Consider the following 18,956-nt stretch of genomic DNA (forward strand, 5'->3'; position numbering starts at 1 on the left):
ATGATAGGATAAATGAAAAAGACAATTTCGCAGATCGTATCCGAGCGCATCCTTATTCTGGATGGGGCAATGGGTACAATGATTCAACAATATAATCTCAAAGAAGAAGATTTTCGTGGTGAACGTTTCGCGCATATTCCCGGACAGTTGAAAGGGAATAATGACTTGTTGTGTCTGACACGTCCCGATGTGATTCGGGATATTCATCGTAAATATCTGGAAGCAGGCGCGGACATTATCGAAACAAATACATTCAGTTCGACTACCGTTTCTATGGCCGATTATCACGTAGAAGAATATGTGCGTGAAATGAATCTTGCTGCAGTGAAGCTGGCCCGTGAACTAGCGGACGAATATACTGCAAAGAATCCCGACAAACCCCGTTTTGTAGCCGGCTCCGTAGGGCCTACGAACAAAACTTGCTCCATGAGCCCGGACGTGAACAATCCGGCTTATCGTGCTTTGAGCTACGACGAACTGGCCGCCGCCTATCAGCAACAGATGGAAGCAATGCTTGAGGGTGGGGTAGACGCCATTCTGATTGAAACGATATTTGATACGCTGAATGCGAAAGCGGCTATTTTTGCTGCTGAACAGGCAATGAAAGCGATAGGTGTTGAAGTACCTGTCATGTTATCAGTGACTGTATCCGATATTGGCGGACGTACTCTGTCAGGACAAACATTGGAAGCATTTCTCGCTTCCGTACAACATGCCAATATTTTCTCTGTCGGCCTGAACTGCTCGTTCGGAGCGCGTCAGTTGAAACCTTTTCTTGAGCAATTGGCAGCCCGTGCACCTTATTATATTAGTGCCTATCCAAATGCTGGATTACCGAACAGCCTCGGTAAGTACGACCAGACACCTGCGGATATGGCTCACGAAGTGAAAGAATATATTGACGAAAGATTAATCAATATTATCGGTGGTTGCTGTGGAACGACAGACGCCTATATTGCCAAATATTCAGCCCTGATAGAAGGTGCTCAACCACACGTCCCGGCTGCAAAACCGGATTGTATGTGGCTTTCCGGCCTTGAACTGCTGGAAGTGAAACCGGAAATTAATTTTGTGAATGTCGGCGAACGTTGTAACGTAGCCGGTTCACGTAAATTCCTTCGTCTTATCAATGAAAAGAAATACGATGAAGCTCTTTCCATCGCCCGCCAACAGGTAGAAGACGGAGCTTTGGTGATCGACGTCAATATGGACGACGGTCTATTGGATGCCAAGACCGAGATGACTACCTTCCTGAACCTTATCATGTCCGAACCGGAAATAGCCCGCGTCCCGGTTATGATTGATTCATCCAAATGGGAAGTGATTGTTGCCGGATTGAAATGCCTGCAAGGTAAGTCAATCGTTAACTCTATTTCTTTGAAAGAAGGGGAAGAAGTATTCCTCGAACATGCCCGGACTATCAAACAATACGGAGCTGCCGCCGTCGTAATGGCTTTTGACGAAAAAGGTCAGGCGGATACGGCCGCTCGCAAGATAGAGGTGTGCCAACGTGCATACCGCCTGTTGGTCGACAAAGTCAATTTTAATCCCCATGATATTATCTTCGACCCCAATGTGCTCGCCGTAGCTACGGGAATCGAAGAACATAACAACTATGCGGTAGACTTCATTGAAGCTACCGGATGGATTAAGAAAAACCTTCCCGGTGCGCATATCAGTGGTGGAGTAAGTAACCTTTCTTTCTCTTTCCGTGGCAATAACTATATCCGTGAAGCCATGCATGCCGTGTTCCTTTATCATGCCATTCAGCAAGGAATGGATATGGGAATTGTGAATCCGGGAACTTCCGTGCTTTATAGCGATATTCCGACAGATGTACTGGAGAAGATTGAAGATGTCGTTTTGAACCGTCGTCCCGATGCTGCGGAGCGTCTTATCGAACTGGCGGAATCTCTGAAAGCCACCATGAGCGGAGCGGCAGGACAACCGGCTGTCAAGCAGGATGCTTGGAGAGAAGGCTCTGTTCAGGAACGTTTGAAATACGCTTTGATGAAAGGAATTGGCGATTTTCTCGAACAGGATTTGGCAGAAGCACTGCCACTTTACGATAAAGCGGTCAATGTGATTGAAGGCCCGTTGATGGATGGGATGAATTATGTCGGTGAACTGTTCGGCGCAGGTAAGATGTTTCTTCCGCAAGTAGTAAAGACTGCGCGGACAATGAAGAAAGCCGTCGCTATCCTTCAGCCTGTCATTGAATCGGAGAAAACAGATGGAGCAACCTCTGCCGGAAAAATATTACTTGCTACTGTGAAAGGCGACGTGCACGATATTGGAAAGAATATCGTTGCCGTGGTGATGGCCTGCAACGGTTATGATATTGTTGACTTAGGAGTGATGGTGCCCGCAGAAACAATCGTTCAGCGTGCTATTGAAGAAAAGGTGGACATGATTGGATTGAGCGGTCTGATAACTCCTTCTCTGGAAGAAATGGCTCACGTAGCCGTCGAACTGGAAAAAGCAGGATTGGATATACCTCTTCTGATTGGTGGGGCTACCACTTCAAAGATGCATACGGCATTGAAGATCGCCCCTGTATATCATGCTCCGGTGGTGCACCTCAAAGATGCGTCATTGAATGCGGGTGTTGCCGCCAAACTGCTGAATCCGCAGACGAGAGCCGAACTGGTGAATGAATTGAAAACTGAATATGAGGCACTTCGTGAAAAGAGCGGCTTGATGAAGCGTGAAACCGTTTCATTGGAAGAAGCACAGAAAAATAAGTTGAACCTATTTTAAAACATTACCACAATGAAAAAGATTTTCTCTTTCCTGTGTCTGTTCATGGTAGTAACTGCTATGATGTCATGTTCTTCTGCAAAAGAAGAAAAAGGAACGTCCGAGACCGGAAATGCTGCATTGGATAATATCTTCGAGCGCAAAAGCGTGCGTACTTATCTGAATAAAGGAGTGGAGAAAGAGAAAATCGACTTGATGCTTCGTGCCGGAATGGCTGCACCTTCGGGAAAGGATGTCCGTCCTTGGGAGTTTGTCGTAGTGACCGACCGTGCCAGACTGGATTCGATGGCTGCCGCACTTCCTTATGCCAAAATGTTGACGCAGGCTCGCAATGCCATTGTTGTTTGCGGGGACTCTGCACGCTCATCCTATTGGTATCTGGACTGTTCCGCTGCCACCCAGAATATTCTGCTTGCTGCCGAAAGCTTGGGATTGGGGGCTGTATGGACGGCAGCTTATCCTTATGAAGACCGTATGCAGGTAGTACGCAAGTATACCGGGCTTCCGGAGAATATTCTTCCGCTTTGTGTCATTCCTTTCGGCTATCCGGCTACAAAAGAGAACCCGAAACAGAAATTTGACGAGAAAAAGATACATTATAATCAGTATTAGTAAACAAAAGTTTTGTCTTTTCAATAAATTCCTTACATTTGCGCCTTAATTGATTAAAATCTGATACGCAAATGTTTGGAATAGAAGACCCTTTTATCATTATGCCATACCTGCTTTCGGTGGTATGCGTGATTTTTGCTGCCTGGTTTGGGCTGAAATATTGGAATAAGGACGATGAAAAAGACGAAACACGATGAATACATTTACACTTGGACTGATTGTGATAGCTTATCTGCTGTCACTTGCCTATCTTGGCTTTTTAGGATATAAGAAAACGACGTCTACCAGTGACTATCTGGTGGGGGGACGACAGATGAATCCTATTGTGATGGCACTTTCTTATGGTGCTACGTTTATTTCCGCATCTGCTATCGTGGGTTTTGGTGGTGTGGCTGCTGCTTTCGGAATGGGTATCCAGTGGTTGTGTTTCCTTAATATGTTTATCGGCGTTGTCATTGCCTTCATTTTCTTCGGGTTACGCACCCGGCGTATGGGGGCAAAACTAAACGTGAGTACTTTCCCTCAATTATTAGGGCGGCATTTCCGTTCACGTAATATACAGGTATTTATTGCCGCCGTTATTTTCATTGGGATGCCACTTTATGCGGCAGTTGTAATGAAAGGCGGAGCGGTATTTATCGAGCAGATTTTTCAGATAGACTTCAATATTTCCTTATTGATATTTACATTGGTGATTGCCGCTTATGTTATTGCCGGCGGTATGAAAGGTGTAATGTACACGGATGCTTTACAGGCAGTTATCATGTTTGGGTGTATGCTGTTTCTGTTGTTCTCTCTATATCAGGTACTCGGTATGGGCTTTACAGAAGCAAATAAGGAGTTGACAGCTATTGCTCCGCTAGTTCCGGAAAAGTTTAAGGCATTGGGGCATCAGGGATGGACGGCTATGCCTGTGACGGGTTCTCCACAATGGTATTCATTGGTAACTTCTCTTATTTTAGGAGTTGGAATCGGCTGTCTTGCGCAACCGCAGCTAGTAGTTCGTTTTATGACGGTGGAGAGTAGCAAGCAGTTGAACCGTGGTGTGTTTATCGGTTGTTTCTTTCTGATTATAACGGTAGGCGCTATCTATCATGCCGGGGCATTAAGCAATCTTTTTTTCCTGAAAACAGAAGGGGCGGTTGCAACGGAAGTGGTGCAGGATATTGATAAGATTATTCCCTACTTTATTAATAAGGCAATGCCCGACTGGTTTGCCGCACTCTTTATGTTGTGTATCCTTTCAGCCAGTATGTCTACACTTAGCTCACAGTTCCATACGATGGGAGCTTCGGTAGGTTCAGATATTTACGGAACTTATAAGCCGCGCTCACGGGGGAAACTTACGAATGTAATCCGTCTTGGCGTATTATTCTCTATTTTAGTCAGCTATATTATTTGTTATATGCTGCCCCATGACATTATCGCCCGTGGAACTTCTATCTTTATGGGAATCTGTGCGGCTGCTTTCCTTCCTGCTTATTTCTGTGCTTTGTATTGGAAGAAAGCTACCAAGCAGGGTGTAATGGCAAGTCTTTGGATAGGAACAGTCGGGAGTTTGTTTGCTCTCGTATTCCTTCATCAGAAAGAATCTGCCGCATTGGGTATCTGCAAGGCTTTGTTCGGACGGGATGTGTTGATTACCACTTATCCTTTCCCGGTCATTGACCCGATATTGTTTGCTCTGCCTTTATCGGTGTTGGCTATTGTCGTGGTTAGTTTGGTAACCTATAAAAATAGGTATTAAGTTACTTTCTTTACGCTTTGATCTTCTTTTTATAAGATTCATAGCGTGACATAATGTCGCGAACGAAATTGTAAGTCTCTATGCCACGGAAGTAACCGTTTTTACAAACGGGGTCGGTGAAGTATTCTTCATTGCTTTTGAGTAAGATAAAGTTTTCTACATTATCTTTCCATACCAGTTTGTTTTTTCCGTATTTCTCGGCTAGTGCCATGGCATCGTAAATATGTCCTAGACCGGCATTGTAGGAAGCGAGGATAAAGTTGAGACGTTCCTCTTTATCGGGAATCATACTAAAACTACGGTCGGTAGCAGTAATATACTTGATGGCAGCCTTAACGCTCTCTTCCGGATTTTGTTCTTTTCCTGGTGGCACTCCCATTGCCCGGGCAGTGGCGGGCATTAGTTGCATGAGTCCTTTCGCACCTGCCCAGGATACGGCAGTTGTGTCAAAATTGGATTCCGTATAAGCCAGAGACGCCAGTAAACGCCAATCCCATCCGATGTCTTTGGAATACTTCTTGAATAGATCATCATAATGGGAAATCTTTCCCTCTCTCAATGAAAGGATAGGAGAGTGGGGCATCATTTTACTATTTTCAAAGTAACGTTTCATACTGGCTGTATAAGCAGGAGAAGTCATGTTCTCCTGATGCCATTTAGTGGCGGCTGCGGCTAGTTCCGGACTGTCTTTCCGTACTGCCCAGGAAGAACGCTGGTCGAAGCTGATAGACAGGTTTATATCCAGATTGGGATAATACGTCTTATTAAGTTTTGCCAAATCATTGTCGGCCACCGTGTATGGTATTTTACCTTGCGCCACTTGTGTGATCAAGTCCTCAATAGTGATACTGTCATTGTTCACTTCATGGATTTGGATGCCGCCGCCCAGTTCGTTGTTCAGGTTGACAAGGCGGTCATAATACTTTCCGGGTTTCACATAGACATCTTTTCCAATCAGTTCGGTGACATCTTTCAAAGGTTTCTGCTTGCCTCGCCCTTGCTGGACAATAACCTGATGGGTAATCACGTCTTCCCCACAATAAATGAGACTGTCTTTCCATTCTTTGGTGATAGGCAGATTGTAGGCAATCATGTCTCCCTCGCCTGCCAGCAATTTCCGAATCAGTTCGTCAACGCTGTTAGCTACTTCGATTCTGAGCTTTAATCCCAGGCTTTTGGCAAATTGCTCGCTGAGTTCATACTGGAAACCCATTTCCTGTCCCCGGTATATGAAATAGGAAGTAGAACTGTATAATGTCAATACAACCAATTCACCGCTATCTTTTATCTGTGGAAGATCGCGGACGGATTCATCCGTCTTACTATGCTGCTTATTCCGGCATCCGATTACGCAACAGAATAACACAAGGAATAAAGGGATAATCAGTGTCCTGACATTCATATCTGACATTTTGTTTTTAACTTTCAACTCTCCATTTTCAACTCTTCAAGTGTTTCTTGATATACATGGTCAGTATATCAATAGCCACTTTATTGCTGCCGCCTTCCGGTACGATAAGGTCGGCATAGCGTTTGCATGGTTCGATGAATTGTTGGTGCATTGGTTTCAGAACCCGTGTGTAGCGTTCCATTACAGCTTCGGCAGTACGTCCGCGTTCTACAACGTCTCTTTGGATAACGCGTATCAGCCGTTCATCGGGATCGGCATCTACGAATATTTTAAGATCCATCATATTACGTAGTTTCTTGTCACACAAGGCAAGAATACCTTCGATGATAACTACTTCGCGCGGCTCGATATGAATCGTTTCGGGTTGGCGGGTGCAGGTCAGATAGGAATAGGTAGGCTGTTCGATACTCTTTCCTTCTTTCAGCGTCATGACATGTTTGGAGAGCAGGCTCCATTCAAATGCGTCCGGATGGTCAAAATTAATATTCTGGCGCTCCTCGACAGGGACATGACTACTGTCTTTGTAGTATGAATCCTGAGGTAATAATACTACTTCTCCTGCGGGGAGACTTTCTACGATTTTTCGTACGACGGTGGTCTTTCCGGAGCCAGTTCCACCTGCAATTCCTATAATTAACATCTCTTTAAGTGTATATTTAAACCAAATAGAGTAAATTTGCATTGTTTATGCAAAGTATTAACAAGACAAATATAGAAACAATTCATTAAAATAACAACGTAATGGTAAAACACATTGTATTATTTAAGTTAAAAGACGAAGTTTCTGCCGAAGAGAAGCGGGCAGTTATGACAAAATTCAAGGAAGCAATAGAAGCGCTTCCTGCTAAAATCTCCGTGATCCGGAAAGTGGAAGTCGGATTGAACATGAATCCCGGAGAAACGTGGAATATAGCTCTTTATAGTGAGTTTGATACTCTGGAAGACGTGAAATACTATGCGACGCATCCCGACCATGTGGCTGCCGGTAAGATTCTGGCTGATACAAAGGAAAGCCGTGCGTGTGTAGATTATGAATTATAACCCCCCAATTATTAAAATGAAAAAGTTTGTATCTTTTCTGCTTTTAAGCTTTGTAGTCTATGCCTTGCAGGCACAGATTAAAGATCCGGTAAAGTTCAAAACTGAGTTGAACACTCTTTCTGATACCGAAGCGGAGATTGTATTTACCGCCACCATTGATAACGGATGGCATGTTTATTCTACCGAACTTGGAGATGGCGGACCTATTTCTGCGACATTCAATGTCGATAAGAAGAGTGGACTGGAGCTTGCCGGTAAACTGAAGCCGGTTGGTAAGGAAGTGGCTACTTTCGACAAGTTGTTTGAAATGAAAGTGCGCTACTTTGAGAATACTGCGAAGTTTATCCAGAAAGTAAAACTTACGGGTGGGGCTTATGAAATAGAAGGTTACTTGGAATATGGCGCTTGTGACGATGAAAGTTGTCTTCCGCCTACTGAAGTTCCGTTCAAATTCTCCGGAGTAGCGAAAGCCGCAAGTGCTGCCGTGGCTAAAACGGAGCAGCCGGAGAAAAAAGAACCGGAGAAAAAGGAAGAGCCTGCTCCGGCTTCTGCTGAAGTGAAGGATACTGCTGCCATGATGGAATTGGTTCCCGCTACTCCGGTGGATGCTGCTACGGATGTTCAGTCGGCAGTTAGTTCCAGTGAGCTTTGGAAACCGGTTATCAGTGACCTGCAAGCGTTAGGCGAAGAACATGGTCAGGAAGATATGTCCTGGATTTATATTTTTATAACAGGTTTCCTCGGTGGATTAATCGCTTTGTTCACTCCTTGTGTGTGGCCGATTATCCCTATGACAGTCAGTTTCTTCCTGAAACGTAGTAAAGATAAAAAGAAAGGTATCCGGGATGCGTGGACATATGGTGCGTCCATCGTTGTGATTTATGTAGTGCTGGGATTGGCTATTACGTTGATTTTCGGTGCCAGTGCACTGAATGCTTTGTCTACCAATGCCATCTTTAATATCCTCTTCTTCCTGATGCTGGTAATTTTCGCTGCTTCATTCTTTGGAGCATTCGAGATCAGACTGCCGTCGAAGTGGGGGAATGCAGTAGATAGCAAAGCGGAATCCACCACCGGATTATTGAGTATTTTCCTGATGGCTTTCACCCTTTCCTTGGTATCTTTCTCTTGTACAGGCCCGATTATCGGATTTTTGCTTGTACAGGTATCCACAACAGGAAGTGTCGTTGCTCCTGCAATCGGTATGCTGGGCTTCGCCATTGCACTGGCTTTGCCGTTTACCCTGTTTGCCCTGTTCCCGTCATGGCTGAAATCTATGCCGAAATCGGGCGGATGGATGAATGTAATTAAGGTAACGCTGGGTTTCCTTGAACTGGCATTCGCGCTTAAATTCTTATCAGTAGCCGACTTGGCTTATGGATGGAGACTGCTTGACCGTGAAACATTCCTTGCTTTATGGATTGTTATTTTTGCTTTGCTCGGATTCTATCTGTTGGGTAAGATTAAGTTCCCGCATGATGACGATGATAATAAGGTGGGAGTTACCCGCTTCTTTTTGGCGCTCGTCTCTTTGGCATTTGCCGTATATATGGTTCCCGGTTTGTGGGGAGCACCTTTGAAAGCGGTAAGTGCATTTGCTCCGCCTATGCAGACGCAGGATTTCAATTTATATAAGAATGACGTGCATGCAAAATTCGATGACTATGATTTGGGAATGGAATATGCGCGTCTGAATGGAAAACCTGTTATGCTCGACTTTACCGGATATGGTTGCGTAAACTGCCGTAAGATGGAAGCAGCAGTGTGGACTGACCCGAAAGTAAGCGATTTGATTAATAACGACTATGTATTGATTACCCTTTATGTAGATAACAAAACTCCTTTGAGCGAACCCGTGAAAATCGTAGAAAACGGTACGGAACGTACTTTGCGTACGGTTGGTGATAAATGGAGTTATCTGCAGCGTGTGAAGTTTGGCGCTAATGCCCAGCCTTTCTATGTGTTGCTGGATAATCAGGGCAAGCCGGTGAACAAGTCATATGCTTACAATGAGGATATTCCTAAGTACATTGAGTTCTTGCAGACAGGATTGGAAAACTATAAGAAAGGGAAATAACAACTGTTTCCCTGATAGACTGGTAATAGAAAAGCGGCCTCATCCTTTTGGTGAGGTCGCTTTTTCCATGTTGTTATTTTACCTCGAAGAAGGTTTCCAACCCATTCTGGCTATCTGTGCCAACCATTATTTTGAACTTACCCGGTTCCACTACTTTCCTCATGTCGATATTCCAAAAGGCTAATTCGTATGAAGGGAGTTCGAATTCTACCATCTTTTCTTCATTGGGGCTTAACTCTATCCTTTTAAATCCTTTTAGTTCCTTTACCGGCCGGGTGACGGAACCGAAAAGATCCGATACATAAAGTTGAACCACTTCTGTTCCTTTATATTGTCCCGTATTTTTCACTTTGACGCTGATTGAAAGTGTATCTCCCGGAGTGAGAACGGTGCGGTCTGTCTTTAAATCGGAATATTCGAAAGAAGTGTATGACAGGCCATATCCGAACGGGAATAAAGGTTGTGCTCCTAAATCAAGATAATAAGAGGAATGTCCTAATACGGATTGTTTGGCATTTAAAGGTATTTCGTCCAAAGGCTTTTCTTTTCCTGTGGCCGGACGTCCGCTATTGGTGTGATTATAGTAGATGGGAATTTGTCCCGTTACTTTTGGGAAAGTAACGGGTAGTTTGCCACCAGGTGTGGTCTTGCCAAATAAAATATCTGCCAGTGCATCGCCACCCATCGTTCCGGGATGCCAGGCATACAATACGGCATCGGACAGGTTCAGTTCCTCATTAATAACCAACGGGCGTCCCGCCATAATAACTGTAATGAGCGGCTTATTTGTTCCGCTTAATACCTTGATAAGTTCGGATTGCGCTCCTTGCAGTTTTATATCAGCCAGACAGTGTGCTTCACCTGATAGGATGGCCTCTTCACCGACAAAAGCTATAATGGCATCTGCCTGGTATGCTTTCTCCAATACCTTATTGAAGTTTGTCTTATTTTTATCTCTGCTGTACTCCAGACCTTTCACAAAATGAATTTTCACTTTGTCGCCATACTTTTCACGTAGTGCTTTTATAGGCGTCCGCGTTTTTTCTGTTTCTCCGTCCATTGTCCAGGTTCCGAGTTGGTCGTGAGGAGCATCGGACAACGGGCCTACTATCAGGATACTTTTTATGTTCGAAGACAACGGTAATGTGTGGCTTTCATTTTTCAATAGTACAACAGACTCTTCCGCCATTTTCTTTGCAATAGCCAGATGTTTGTCCGAGTAGGTTTCTTTTCTCTTATTGATATCAGTGTACGGATTATCAAACAGTCCGAGCCTGAATTTTAATCTTAGTACATTTCGCACAGCATTGTCCAATGTCTCTTCGGAAATTATTCCTTTGGCGATTAATTCTTCGATATTCTGAATGAATGCTTTGGAAGACATATCCATGTCCAGTCCGGCTTCTATCGCTTTTCGGGCTGCATCTTTCCGGTCTTCGGCGAAGCCATGTTTTATCATTTCCGTTACAGAACCCCAGTCGGAAACGACAACCCCGTCGAAATTCCATTCTTTGCGAAGAATATCCTTTAATAGTTTTTTGTTACCTGTAGCCGGAATCCCGTCGTTATCATTGAACGAAGTCATGATACTGGAACAGTTGGCTTTTACAGCTTTCTCGAAAGGCGGAAGATAGACATCTCTCAACAGTCTTTCGGGAATATGGGTTGAATTATAATCACGTCCTCCTTCTACGGCTCCATATCCTATAAAATGCTTGGCGCAGGCAGCCATTGATTGCGGATTTGATAAATCGTCACCTTGAAATCCATTTACTACGGCGACAGCCATCTGTTCTGTGAGATAAGTGTCTTCACCGAAACTTTCGGCTATGCGTCCCCACCGGGCATCTCTGGATATATCTATCATAGGTGCAAATGACCATCTGACACCATGTTCCGTGGCTTCTATGGCTGCGATTCGTGCCCCTTTCTGTATCAGTTCCGGATGGAAAGTGGCAGCTTGCCCTAACGGAATGGGCAGCATGGTCTTGAAGCCATGCACAACGTCGCGTGTAAAAACCAAGGGGATACCCGTTCTTGATTGTTTGCAGGCAATTTCTTGTAACTCATTGACGACTTCGGGTTCGGTAACATTCATTACCGAACCGATCTCTCCTTTACGTATCAATACCTTCAAATTCTCAATTGTACCTCGCCCGTCAAGCTGGTTAAGTTGCCCTACTTTTTCACGGATAGTCATGCTTGATAGGGTTGAATCAATCTTTTGTTCCAAGTACGTATTCTTATTCTGGGCATGGGAAAAACAAAATATTGATAACAGATACAGTAAACACCAATTCTTTTTCATATACATATAAATCTTATTTTACGGGTATGAACAGCACAGCGTCGGCAATGACCGTCCCGCTTGTGTCTCCAGTGGATATTTCTACATAGGGCATGCGGCTTTTTTGAAAATCGTATGTTCCCAGTTCCACCCATTCTCCCGAAGTTTGTCCTTCTATTCTCACGCTGTCTTTATGTATGACTCTTGTCCAACTATCGGTTCCGTCCGAGATGGAATATGTGATAGTCGGCGAAATGTCTTTTCTCATGTGATAATAAGTATATACTTTGTACTTTCCTTCATGTTCTATATGTGGGGTGAAACGGACAGGTGAACCGTTGCGGGCTTTGGATTTCAGGAAAGTGGGGCCATATCCTCCTCGCTTTTTTATAATCTCCCAATCATTATTCGCGGATATGTCCAAATCGCAGTCGTCTATCAGTATCTCAGAAGAACTGCCGTCCAATAGTGGATTTTCGTGTAGCAATGCTTGTACTTTTTTGATATCGACGGTCTGCACGCTTCCTGTGTTTATGGCTTCTGTTGCGGCGATAGCGGCAGACTGTGCCAGTACCATGAATACCGGCTCCATACGGATGGAACCATAGGCGATATGACTGGCAGAGAGACAAACGGGAACGAGCAAGTTCTTACATTCTTCTTCTTTTGGGATGATGGAACGATAGGATATGGGGTAGGGGAGTCCGCCGCCGATTTCTACATTTCCCTCATTTTTTACTATGTACTTGCCGTCTTTTTTTACGAGTATCCGTTGGCAGTTGTGTGAGTCCATGGTATATGCGGCCATACCGATACCATCGGCGACCGTTTCCCGCCCTTCGCAATGTGCTTGCGTCATTACATAATCCCCTGTCATTCTGCGGCTTTCTCTGATATATAGTTGGGGCGACCAATGGTTGTCCTTTGTATATTCGTCTTTGGGGTAACCCCATGCCTGTATTTCATCTCTTAGTTCTTGCGGAACCCTGGGATCGGTCTTGTAGAAATAAAGTAATCCCTGAGTGTAGTCTTTATGTGCTTGAATGATTTCCGCCCGTTCTTCATAAGATGCTTCCGGATAGTTATGGTTCATTCCGATCATATCAGTCGAAAATCCTCCCCGGTTATTTATATCCGTCTTATTGTTTGGCATCCGGCTCCAGATAAAATAATGGTTTAGTTTTCTTTTATCGGGTTGGGCGTCAAACAGGCGTAACAGCAACTCATATTTGGTGGAATCATAATTTTCCGGCCGGGTGATTTCTATTTTGTTGGCAGGATTATCGGTGAGGCAAATGCGGTAATTATAGGCTTGCACTAACTTGTCGCCCGTACCGTCCGGTGAGAGTGCGGCAGGACTGATTCCCCATAATAATCCGCTTGTGGAATCACCTTTTATCTTGTACGGGTCTACTCCATCCGGGAACTGGTGTCCTTTCATCAGTTGGACGCCATTGTAAGTTTCATGATATAGTTTGTTATCTTCCCGTCCTATCGTGTATGAAACTCCTGCTTTAGCCATCAGGTCACCCTCATAAGTACAGTCGATGAATACTTTGGCGGTTATGGATTTGCCGGGTTTTGTCCCGTCGGAACTTTCAAGCGTGATATTTTTTATATATCCGTTGGCAAGTTGGGCATCTGTGACTCTGTATTTATATAAAACCTCGACATCTGCCCGATTAATGTAGTCATTAAAGATGCTGTCCGCTACTTTGGGTTCGAATATCCATTGTTCCAGTTTGCCGTAATGAGCACCCAAACGACGGTAAAAGTCTTTTGATAATCCGGTTACTACTTGTTTGTTTCCTATATCAGTGAAACCAAGCCCGCCGGAAGTCAGTCCGCCGAGACGGTTTTGTGGTTCGATAAGCAACACCTTCTTACCCAACATCTTGGCAGAGTATGCTGCTATGACTCCGGCGGAAGTACCGCCATAGATACATATATCGTACTTTTCTTCCGGGTTGCTTTTACAACTGTACAGAAAAGTAAGAACGGTCAATAATAGAATAAGTTTCTTCATATTCGGTTTCATTTTACGTTAAACTTAATTTTTTGTAGGTCTTTGTCCAAAGAACTGCCACCCACCATGACGGTGAATGTGCCCGGTTCGAGCACATATTCGGCTTTATGGTTATAGTAGGACAGGTCTTCTCTGTTCAAGCGGAATGATACCACTTTGCTTTCTCCCTTTTCCAGAAGAATACGTTGAAAACGTTTCAGTTCTTTCACCGGTCGGGTGGTGTTACTGTAATCATCCCGAATATAAAGCTGGACGATTTCTTCCCCTTGCCTTTCTCCTGTGTTGCTGACATTCACTGTAACTTCTATTTCTTCGTTGGCATTATAATCCGTCTTGTTTGTTTTCAGTTGGTCGTATTTGAAAGAAGTATAACTTAGACCATACCCGAAAGGATAAAGCGGTGTTTTATCCCCGTCGATATAAGGATGGAGAAATTGGGACGGTTTGTGATTATATACCGTTGAAATCTGGCCTACGTGCCGTGGAATAGTGATTGGTAACTTTCCGCTGGGATTTACTTTGCCGAAGAGAATTTCTGCAATTGCTTTTCCACCCATTGAACCAGGCTCCCAAGCTTCAATAATAACCGGGATATTTTCAGCAATCCATCCGGTGGCAAGGGGGCGTCCGTTTACCAGGATGACAATAGTAGGAATTCCTGTCTTGTAAATAGATTCTACAAGATAGTCCTGTTTACCCCAAAGGGTGATGTCCATGCGATCCCTGTTTTCTCCACATGTTTTCTCTTTCCAATGTTGCCGGAAAGAGTCTTCACCGACTACGACGATTGCCAAATCCGAAGACTTTGCTGTTTGTACGGCTTCTTCTATTTTGGCGCTGTCCAGTGCTCTCAGATTCCAACCGACATCTACATAATTTATCTGTGCGCCGGATGCTTCTTCTTTTATGCCTTTCAGTATGGTTGAGACATTCTTCTCCGGTTGCTCAAATACCCAGTCGCCCATGATTGACTGGTTGTTGGCATTAGGGCCTGTCACGAGTATCTTCTTGAATTTTCGGGTGTTGATGGGAAGCAGGGCCTCATTTTTCAAGAGGACGATGGAGCGTCGGGCGATTTCGAGTGCCGTCTGCTGATGTTCTTTGCTGAATACCGTTTTCTTTATACCGCCTTCCGTGACATACCGGTTTTCGAATAATCCTAGCCGGAACTTGGCTTCCAGTATCTTGGCGCATGCCTTATTAATTCTTTCTTCCGTCAGTTTTCCTTCTTTTATCAGTCTCAGGATGGCATCGGAAAAAACAGGACCATGCATATGCATGTCTACTCCGCCATCTACGGACAAGAAGAATGCGTCGGTCGTATTTTCGACTATCCGGTGGCGTGTGCTGATTGCTTCCATATCCATCCAGTCGCTTACAATGAATCCGTCGAATCCGTATTCATTGCGTATGATGTCAGTCATCAACCATTTGTTTGCATGGCACGGGACTCCGTTCAATTCATTGTGTGCCGGCATAAGGGTGAAAGGTTTGGCTTCTTGTACGGCTGCTTTGAATGGTGGCAAAAAGATATTTCTCAGTTTTCCTTCACTCAATTCTACCGGACCGGCATTAGTTCCGTTATTGGCTATTCCCCCTGCAACGAGATGCTTGGCACAAGCCAATACGGTGTTTAATCCTGTAAGATTGTCTGTTTGCAGACCTTTGATGGATGCTACTCCCATGCGGGATACCAGATATGGGTCTTCCCCGAATGTTTCTCCGACTCTTCCCCAACGGGCATCGCAAGCTATCTCTATGTTGGGAGTGAAAGCCCAATGAGAACCTGTTGCGCGCATTTCGAGAGCTGTCTGTCTGTTTGCCTGTTCTATTAAATCAGGTGCAAATGTGGAAGCCATTCCTATGGGAGACGGGTAAATGGTAGAGCCACTGACAAGCCCGTTTCCGTGTATGGCATCAATCCCTATCAGTAAGGGGATCTTCAAACGGCTTTTCTCCGCCAACTTTTGCAAATGATTGGCTTCTTCCGGAGTCAGGACATGAAGAAATGAACCGATTCTTCCCTGTGTGACCATCCGTTCTACTCCTGTGGAGTGCAATCCTTTATAGAACCCTCTGGCATGACCGTTCAGCAGCTCTTCTTCCGTAATATTCTTTTCTGCATCACGCATATGCTCCAGACCGACATACTGGCACATTTGGGCAATCTTTTCTTCCAGAGTCATTAAGGACATGAGGTTTTCAACTCTTGTCCGGACTGGCTGGGAAGGGTCAAGGTATATCGGTTGTTTGGGTGCGTCATTGGCCCCGGATACTAAGGGCTGAAAAGCAATAAACAGGATAAATAATAATTTTATTTTCATTGTTTTATAGATAATAATTTCTAATCCGCCCCTATTTTTGTCATAAATAAGGGCGGTTAAGAATTAATTTATTTTGAGAACCGGATTATTTTTCCACTTTCATGTCGATGGTGACATTTCCTTTCGAACTGCCGCTGGCAAATGACCTGACAATTATAATACCATATTTGTCGGCTACAGTTTTGAATCCGATGATAGAGCCTACCCCTAGTTTTTCTGTCAGTTTCTCTACTTCTGCTTCGGATGAATTGGTGTAGAGATTCTGAATCATTTCAGCAGAATTGATTGCCAGGAACTCATCCGGTGTTATTTGCATAACTTTCAGTTTCGTACTGTTACGATGTTCCCAAGTAGCTATTGCATCCGGTGCTTTAAAAATAGCTGTGATGCTTGCGTCGGACGGAGATACGAAATAATAGCCATATGAATTGTTGCTGTAGAATAAAGTAATGTCAATATTAGCTGATTTGGCTGCCGCTCCGTCTCGTACATAAATTTCTCCATTCGTGGTATTGAGGAAGGGACCTGCATCCGTACTGGCTTGTGCTCCGATTTTAAGTCCGTAGAATTCGTTGATGTCTAATTCTACAGCTCTCGTTACTTCTACGCTATATTCGCTTCTTACGATACCGCCGTTAGCATCCATCACCTCAAAAGTGAATGACAGGGTTTGTCCGGCATTCAAATCTGTAGTTGTGTATGAGAACGTATATGTATCACTGTTCGGATTCTCGAATATCTCTTTGGTCAAATCTGTAAGTTCGGAATCAGCCAGATATGTTTTTATACTTCTCAGTGTTGCTGAAGAGGTAATCTCAATATCGAATGCGACCATTTCCCCTGCAGTGACTGTCTCTGGTGCTGTATCAGGAATCCTTATTTCGATTTCCGGTTGGGCGGCCTGAACGTATACGGCATATTCGGCAGTTGATTTCTTTTCTTCATTATCAATTGCCAGTATTACAAAGTTCAGTGTTTTTCCTACTTCTTCCGATTTTATGGTATATGCTACATTGTATGAGCCTTTATCCGTATTTTCCGGATATTCTTTGGCGCTTCCGGGGATTTCTTGAGAGTTGAGCATGGTAACAACTTTTTTGATACCGGCTGTGCCTGTCATTTCTACAGAGAAACTAAGCTCCGTTCCGGGGTAAGCAATGACAGGTTCGTCTCCGACTTTCGTGAACTTAATAGTCGGTTTCGGGTTTTGCTGTATAGTTTCGTCATCACTGTCGCATGCTATGAAAAAGATAGCCGTGAGACACAACAAGATGCTTAAATTATATTTTAATAGTTTCATGGTCGATATTTTTTTATTGAACAGAAAATGGAATAACCGCACTTGCTACTTTCTTATTTTTCACATCGCGCACAAAGACTATCAGACGATAGTTGCCAACTGTTGAAGGAGCTTTGAATGTAATATCCTTTTGGGTGTTATCAGCTATCAATCCGGTGATACCATCCGGCAGGCTGCCGTCTGAAGAAGCTGTCTTTTCTTTCATAATCATCCAGTCGTAGGTCAGTGCATCTCCATCCGGGTCGGTGGCTGTAACTTTTGCTTCGTTGGATGAATTCGGGCTGACAATAATAACGTCTTCCGCTTTTTTGCCATTCATCAGCATATCATTACGGGTTGCTATCACCGGAGCACGGTTTTTCGGGTAACTTCCTGTCCATGCATATTGCATGGCATCGACTGCCGGGAAGGTATATCCTTTCTTGTCGAACAGCCCGTACCAAGTCAGTACTTCTCCGTGTGTCTGGTATCCCCATAAGAATACGAACGAACCTAAACAACCGTTGTCCTTATTGGCGGCTATATTCTCCTGATAGGCTTTCAGGTAGACGGCTTCTTTTTCACTACTGGTCTGTTCTACCAAGCCACCCCACGGCAATATTCTTTCGGGTTCGGGATTCATTTGCCACGTACCGCGAGGTCCGAACTCCGTAATCATATATGGTTTGGTCCAGCCTGCGGACTGAAGGTTACCCAATACTCCCGGCAGGTTAGGCGCATATGTATTGACCGATAGAATATCTATATGAGGGGCCTTTTCTATAATATTCTTTATATGGTTTACATTAGAGGATGCCAATGTCGTTGTAGTGGGATGATTTGGGTCGGTTTCGTGAATCATCTTAGCTATATCATTGATTGCATCCCAGAGTTTGAGATTGGTATAACTTGCTTCAGCTTCATTGCCTATCGACCATACCAAAAGTGCCGGATGGTCTTTGAAGCGTTCGACTGTTGCTTTTATTTCATCAAACTGAGCTTTTACCGCTGCACTGTTGTTATAATCAAAGCCGTCGGTTTCTCTTCTGATATAGAGCCCGAAATTTACATAAAGTCCTTTTTCCTGTGCGCTGTTCAAAATAGTCATGCTCTTGTCAGACACCCCATATGTTCTGATAACATTGGCTCCGAAGTCTTTGGCTTCAGCATAGAAGTTGTTGCATGCGGCTCCTTTGATATATAATTCTTGTCCGTTTACAAGCAATTTCCATTTTCCGTCGACTTTTGATGTCTCAACTTTAGCGGGGGGAACAACTGGCTTTTCTTCAAAAGAACCTTTGGGGATTGTATAATTGTCGTTGTCTGAACACGAAGCGTTCAGGACAGCGGCAAGTATAAAGAATGAGGTAAATAGGTATTTTAGTTTCATAA

The 18,956-nt window shown here is 44.2% G+C and carries 13 protein-coding genes; 6 read left to right on the forward strand and 7 right to left on the reverse strand.

The features are described from left to right. The first annotated feature begins 12 nt into the window (after positions 1–12). The 4 genes from metH to BQ7997_RS23620 all read left to right on the forward strand — a co-directional run bounded on the left by metH (position 13) and on the right by BQ7997_RS23620 (position 5,119). Positions 13–2,760 carry a methionine synthase gene (metH, locus tag BQ7997_RS23610; protein ID WP_073348274.1) on the forward strand — a complete coding sequence of 916 codons (2,748 nt, stop codon included), beginning with the start codon at positions 13–15 and terminating at the stop codon, positions 2,758–2,760. 12 nt (positions 2,761–2,772) lie between these two features. Further along, positions 2,773–3,372, forward strand: coding sequence for a nitroreductase family protein (locus tag BQ7997_RS23615; RefSeq protein ID WP_044653286.1), 600 nt, complete (start codon positions 2,773–2,775; stop codon positions 3,370–3,372). Positions 3,373–3,443: 71 nt separating this feature from the next. Continuing rightward, positions 3,444–3,569: a symporter small accessory protein gene (locus tag BQ7997_RS26035; RefSeq protein WP_022139562.1), complete on the forward strand. Its 126-nt coding sequence runs from the start codon at positions 3,444–3,446 to the stop codon at positions 3,567–3,569. Beyond that, on the forward strand, positions 3,566–5,119 hold the full coding sequence (locus BQ7997_RS23620) for a sodium:solute symporter family protein (protein WP_073348275.1): 1,554 nt from the start codon (positions 3,566–3,568) through the stop codon (positions 5,117–5,119). Before BQ7997_RS26035 ends, BQ7997_RS23620 begins: the two co-directional genes overlap by 4 nt. Positions 5,120–5,129: 10 nt before the next feature. On the opposite strand, the gene BQ7997_RS23625 is transcribed toward BQ7997_RS23620, so the two are convergent. Both BQ7997_RS23625 and udk read right to left on the reverse strand, forming a co-directional pair. Then, a complete protein-coding gene (locus BQ7997_RS23625) occupies positions 5,130–6,521 on the reverse strand; it encodes an MltF family protein (protein WP_073348536.1) in 1,392 nt (463 codons plus the stop codon). A gap of 37 nt (positions 6,522–6,558) precedes the next feature. Then, positions 6,559–7,170: a uridine kinase gene (gene udk, locus BQ7997_RS23630; RefSeq protein WP_044653296.1), complete on the reverse strand. Its 612-nt coding sequence runs from the start codon at positions 7,168–7,170 to the stop codon at positions 6,559–6,561. Positions 7,171–7,271: 101 nt separating this feature from the next. Between udk and BQ7997_RS23635 the strand changes: the two genes are divergently transcribed. Both BQ7997_RS23635 and BQ7997_RS23640 read left to right on the forward strand, forming a co-directional pair. Then, the gene (locus BQ7997_RS23635) at positions 7,272–7,571 is read left to right on the forward strand and encodes a Dabb family protein (protein ID WP_022139558.1); all 300 of its coding nucleotides are present in this window, start codon (positions 7,272–7,274) and stop codon (positions 7,569–7,571) included. A 16-nt stretch (positions 7,572–7,587) separates the two neighbouring features. Continuing rightward, positions 7,588–9,648, forward strand: coding sequence for a protein-disulfide reductase DsbD family protein (locus tag BQ7997_RS23640; protein WP_073348537.1), 2,061 nt, complete (start codon positions 7,588–7,590; stop codon positions 9,646–9,648). Positions 9,649–9,721: 73 nt separating this feature from the next. Here the strand turns inward: BQ7997_RS23640 and bglX are convergent, their stop codons facing one another. The 5 genes from bglX to BQ7997_RS23665 form a co-directional block, all read right to left on the reverse strand. Further along, a complete protein-coding gene (bglX, locus tag BQ7997_RS23645; protein WP_083589344.1) occupies positions 9,722–11,962 on the reverse strand; it encodes a beta-glucosidase BglX in 2,241 nt (746 codons plus the stop codon). A 7-nt stretch (positions 11,963–11,969) separates the two neighbouring features. Beyond that, positions 11,970–13,961, reverse strand: coding sequence for an FAD-dependent oxidoreductase (locus tag BQ7997_RS23650; protein WP_073348539.1), 1,992 nt, complete (start codon positions 13,959–13,961; stop codon positions 11,970–11,972). Positions 13,962–13,969: 8 nt separating this feature from the next. After that, positions 13,970–16,285, reverse strand: a complete 2,316-nt coding sequence (locus tag BQ7997_RS23655; RefSeq protein ID WP_073348276.1) for a glycoside hydrolase family 3 N-terminal domain-containing protein — start codon at positions 16,283–16,285, stop codon at positions 13,970–13,972. An 85-nt stretch (positions 16,286–16,370) separates the two neighbouring features. Next, positions 16,371–17,585, reverse strand: coding sequence for a COG1361 family protein (locus BQ7997_RS23660; protein ID WP_073348277.1), 1,215 nt, complete (start codon positions 17,583–17,585; stop codon positions 16,371–16,373). A 13-nt stretch (positions 17,586–17,598) separates the two neighbouring features. After that, the gene (locus tag BQ7997_RS23665; protein WP_073348278.1) at positions 17,599–18,954 is read right to left on the reverse strand and encodes a glycoside hydrolase family 2 TIM barrel-domain containing protein; all 1,356 of its coding nucleotides are present in this window, start codon (positions 18,952–18,954) and stop codon (positions 17,599–17,601) included. Positions 18,955–18,956 lie beyond the last annotated feature (2 nt).

The organism is Bacteroides congonensis, assembly GCF_900130125.1.
GTDB classification, from domain to species: Bacteria; Bacteroidota; Bacteroidia; order Bacteroidales; family Bacteroidaceae; genus Bacteroides; species Bacteroides congonensis.

Excerpts from the sequence above, each read along its gene's own strand:
- BQ7997_RS23635 (WP_022139558.1), top strand. The coding sequence starts at position 7,272 with ATGGTAAAACACATTGTATTATTTAAGTTAAAAGACGAAGTTTCTGCC.
- BQ7997_RS23665 (WP_073348278.1), bottom strand. The coding sequence starts at position 18,954 with ATGAAACTAAAATACCTATTTACCTCATTCTTTATACTTGCCGCTGTC.
- metH (WP_073348274.1), top strand. The coding sequence starts at position 13 with ATGAAAAAGACAATTTCGCAGATCGTATCCGAGCGCATCCTTATTCTG.
- BQ7997_RS23615 (WP_044653286.1), top strand. The coding sequence starts at position 2,773 with ATGAAAAAGATTTTCTCTTTCCTGTGTCTGTTCATGGTAGTAACTGCT.
- BQ7997_RS23640 (WP_073348537.1), top strand. The coding sequence starts at position 7,588 with ATGAAAAAGTTTGTATCTTTTCTGCTTTTAAGCTTTGTAGTCTATGCC.
- BQ7997_RS23620 (WP_073348275.1), top strand. The coding sequence starts at position 3,566 with ATGAATACATTTACACTTGGACTGATTGTGATAGCTTATCTGCTGTCA.
- BQ7997_RS23660 (WP_073348277.1), bottom strand. The coding sequence starts at position 17,585 with ATGAAACTATTAAAATATAATTTAAGCATCTTGTTGTGTCTCACGGCT.
- BQ7997_RS23655 (WP_073348276.1), bottom strand. The coding sequence starts at position 16,285 with ATGAAAATAAAATTATTATTTATCCTGTTTATTGCTTTTCAGCCCTTA.
- BQ7997_RS26035 (WP_022139562.1), top strand. The coding sequence starts at position 3,444 with ATGTTTGGAATAGAAGACCCTTTTATCATTATGCCATACCTGCTTTCG.
- BQ7997_RS23625 (WP_073348536.1), bottom strand. The coding sequence starts at position 6,521 with ATGAATGTCAGGACACTGATTATCCCTTTATTCCTTGTGTTATTCTGT.
- udk (WP_044653296.1), bottom strand. The coding sequence starts at position 7,170 with ATGTTAATTATAGGAATTGCAGGTGGAACTGGCTCCGGAAAGACCACC.
- BQ7997_RS23650 (WP_073348539.1), bottom strand. The coding sequence starts at position 13,961 with ATGAAGAAACTTATTCTATTATTGACCGTTCTTACTTTTCTGTACAGT.
- bglX (WP_083589344.1), bottom strand. The coding sequence starts at position 11,962 with ATGTATATGAAAAAGAATTGGTGTTTACTGTATCTGTTATCAATATTT.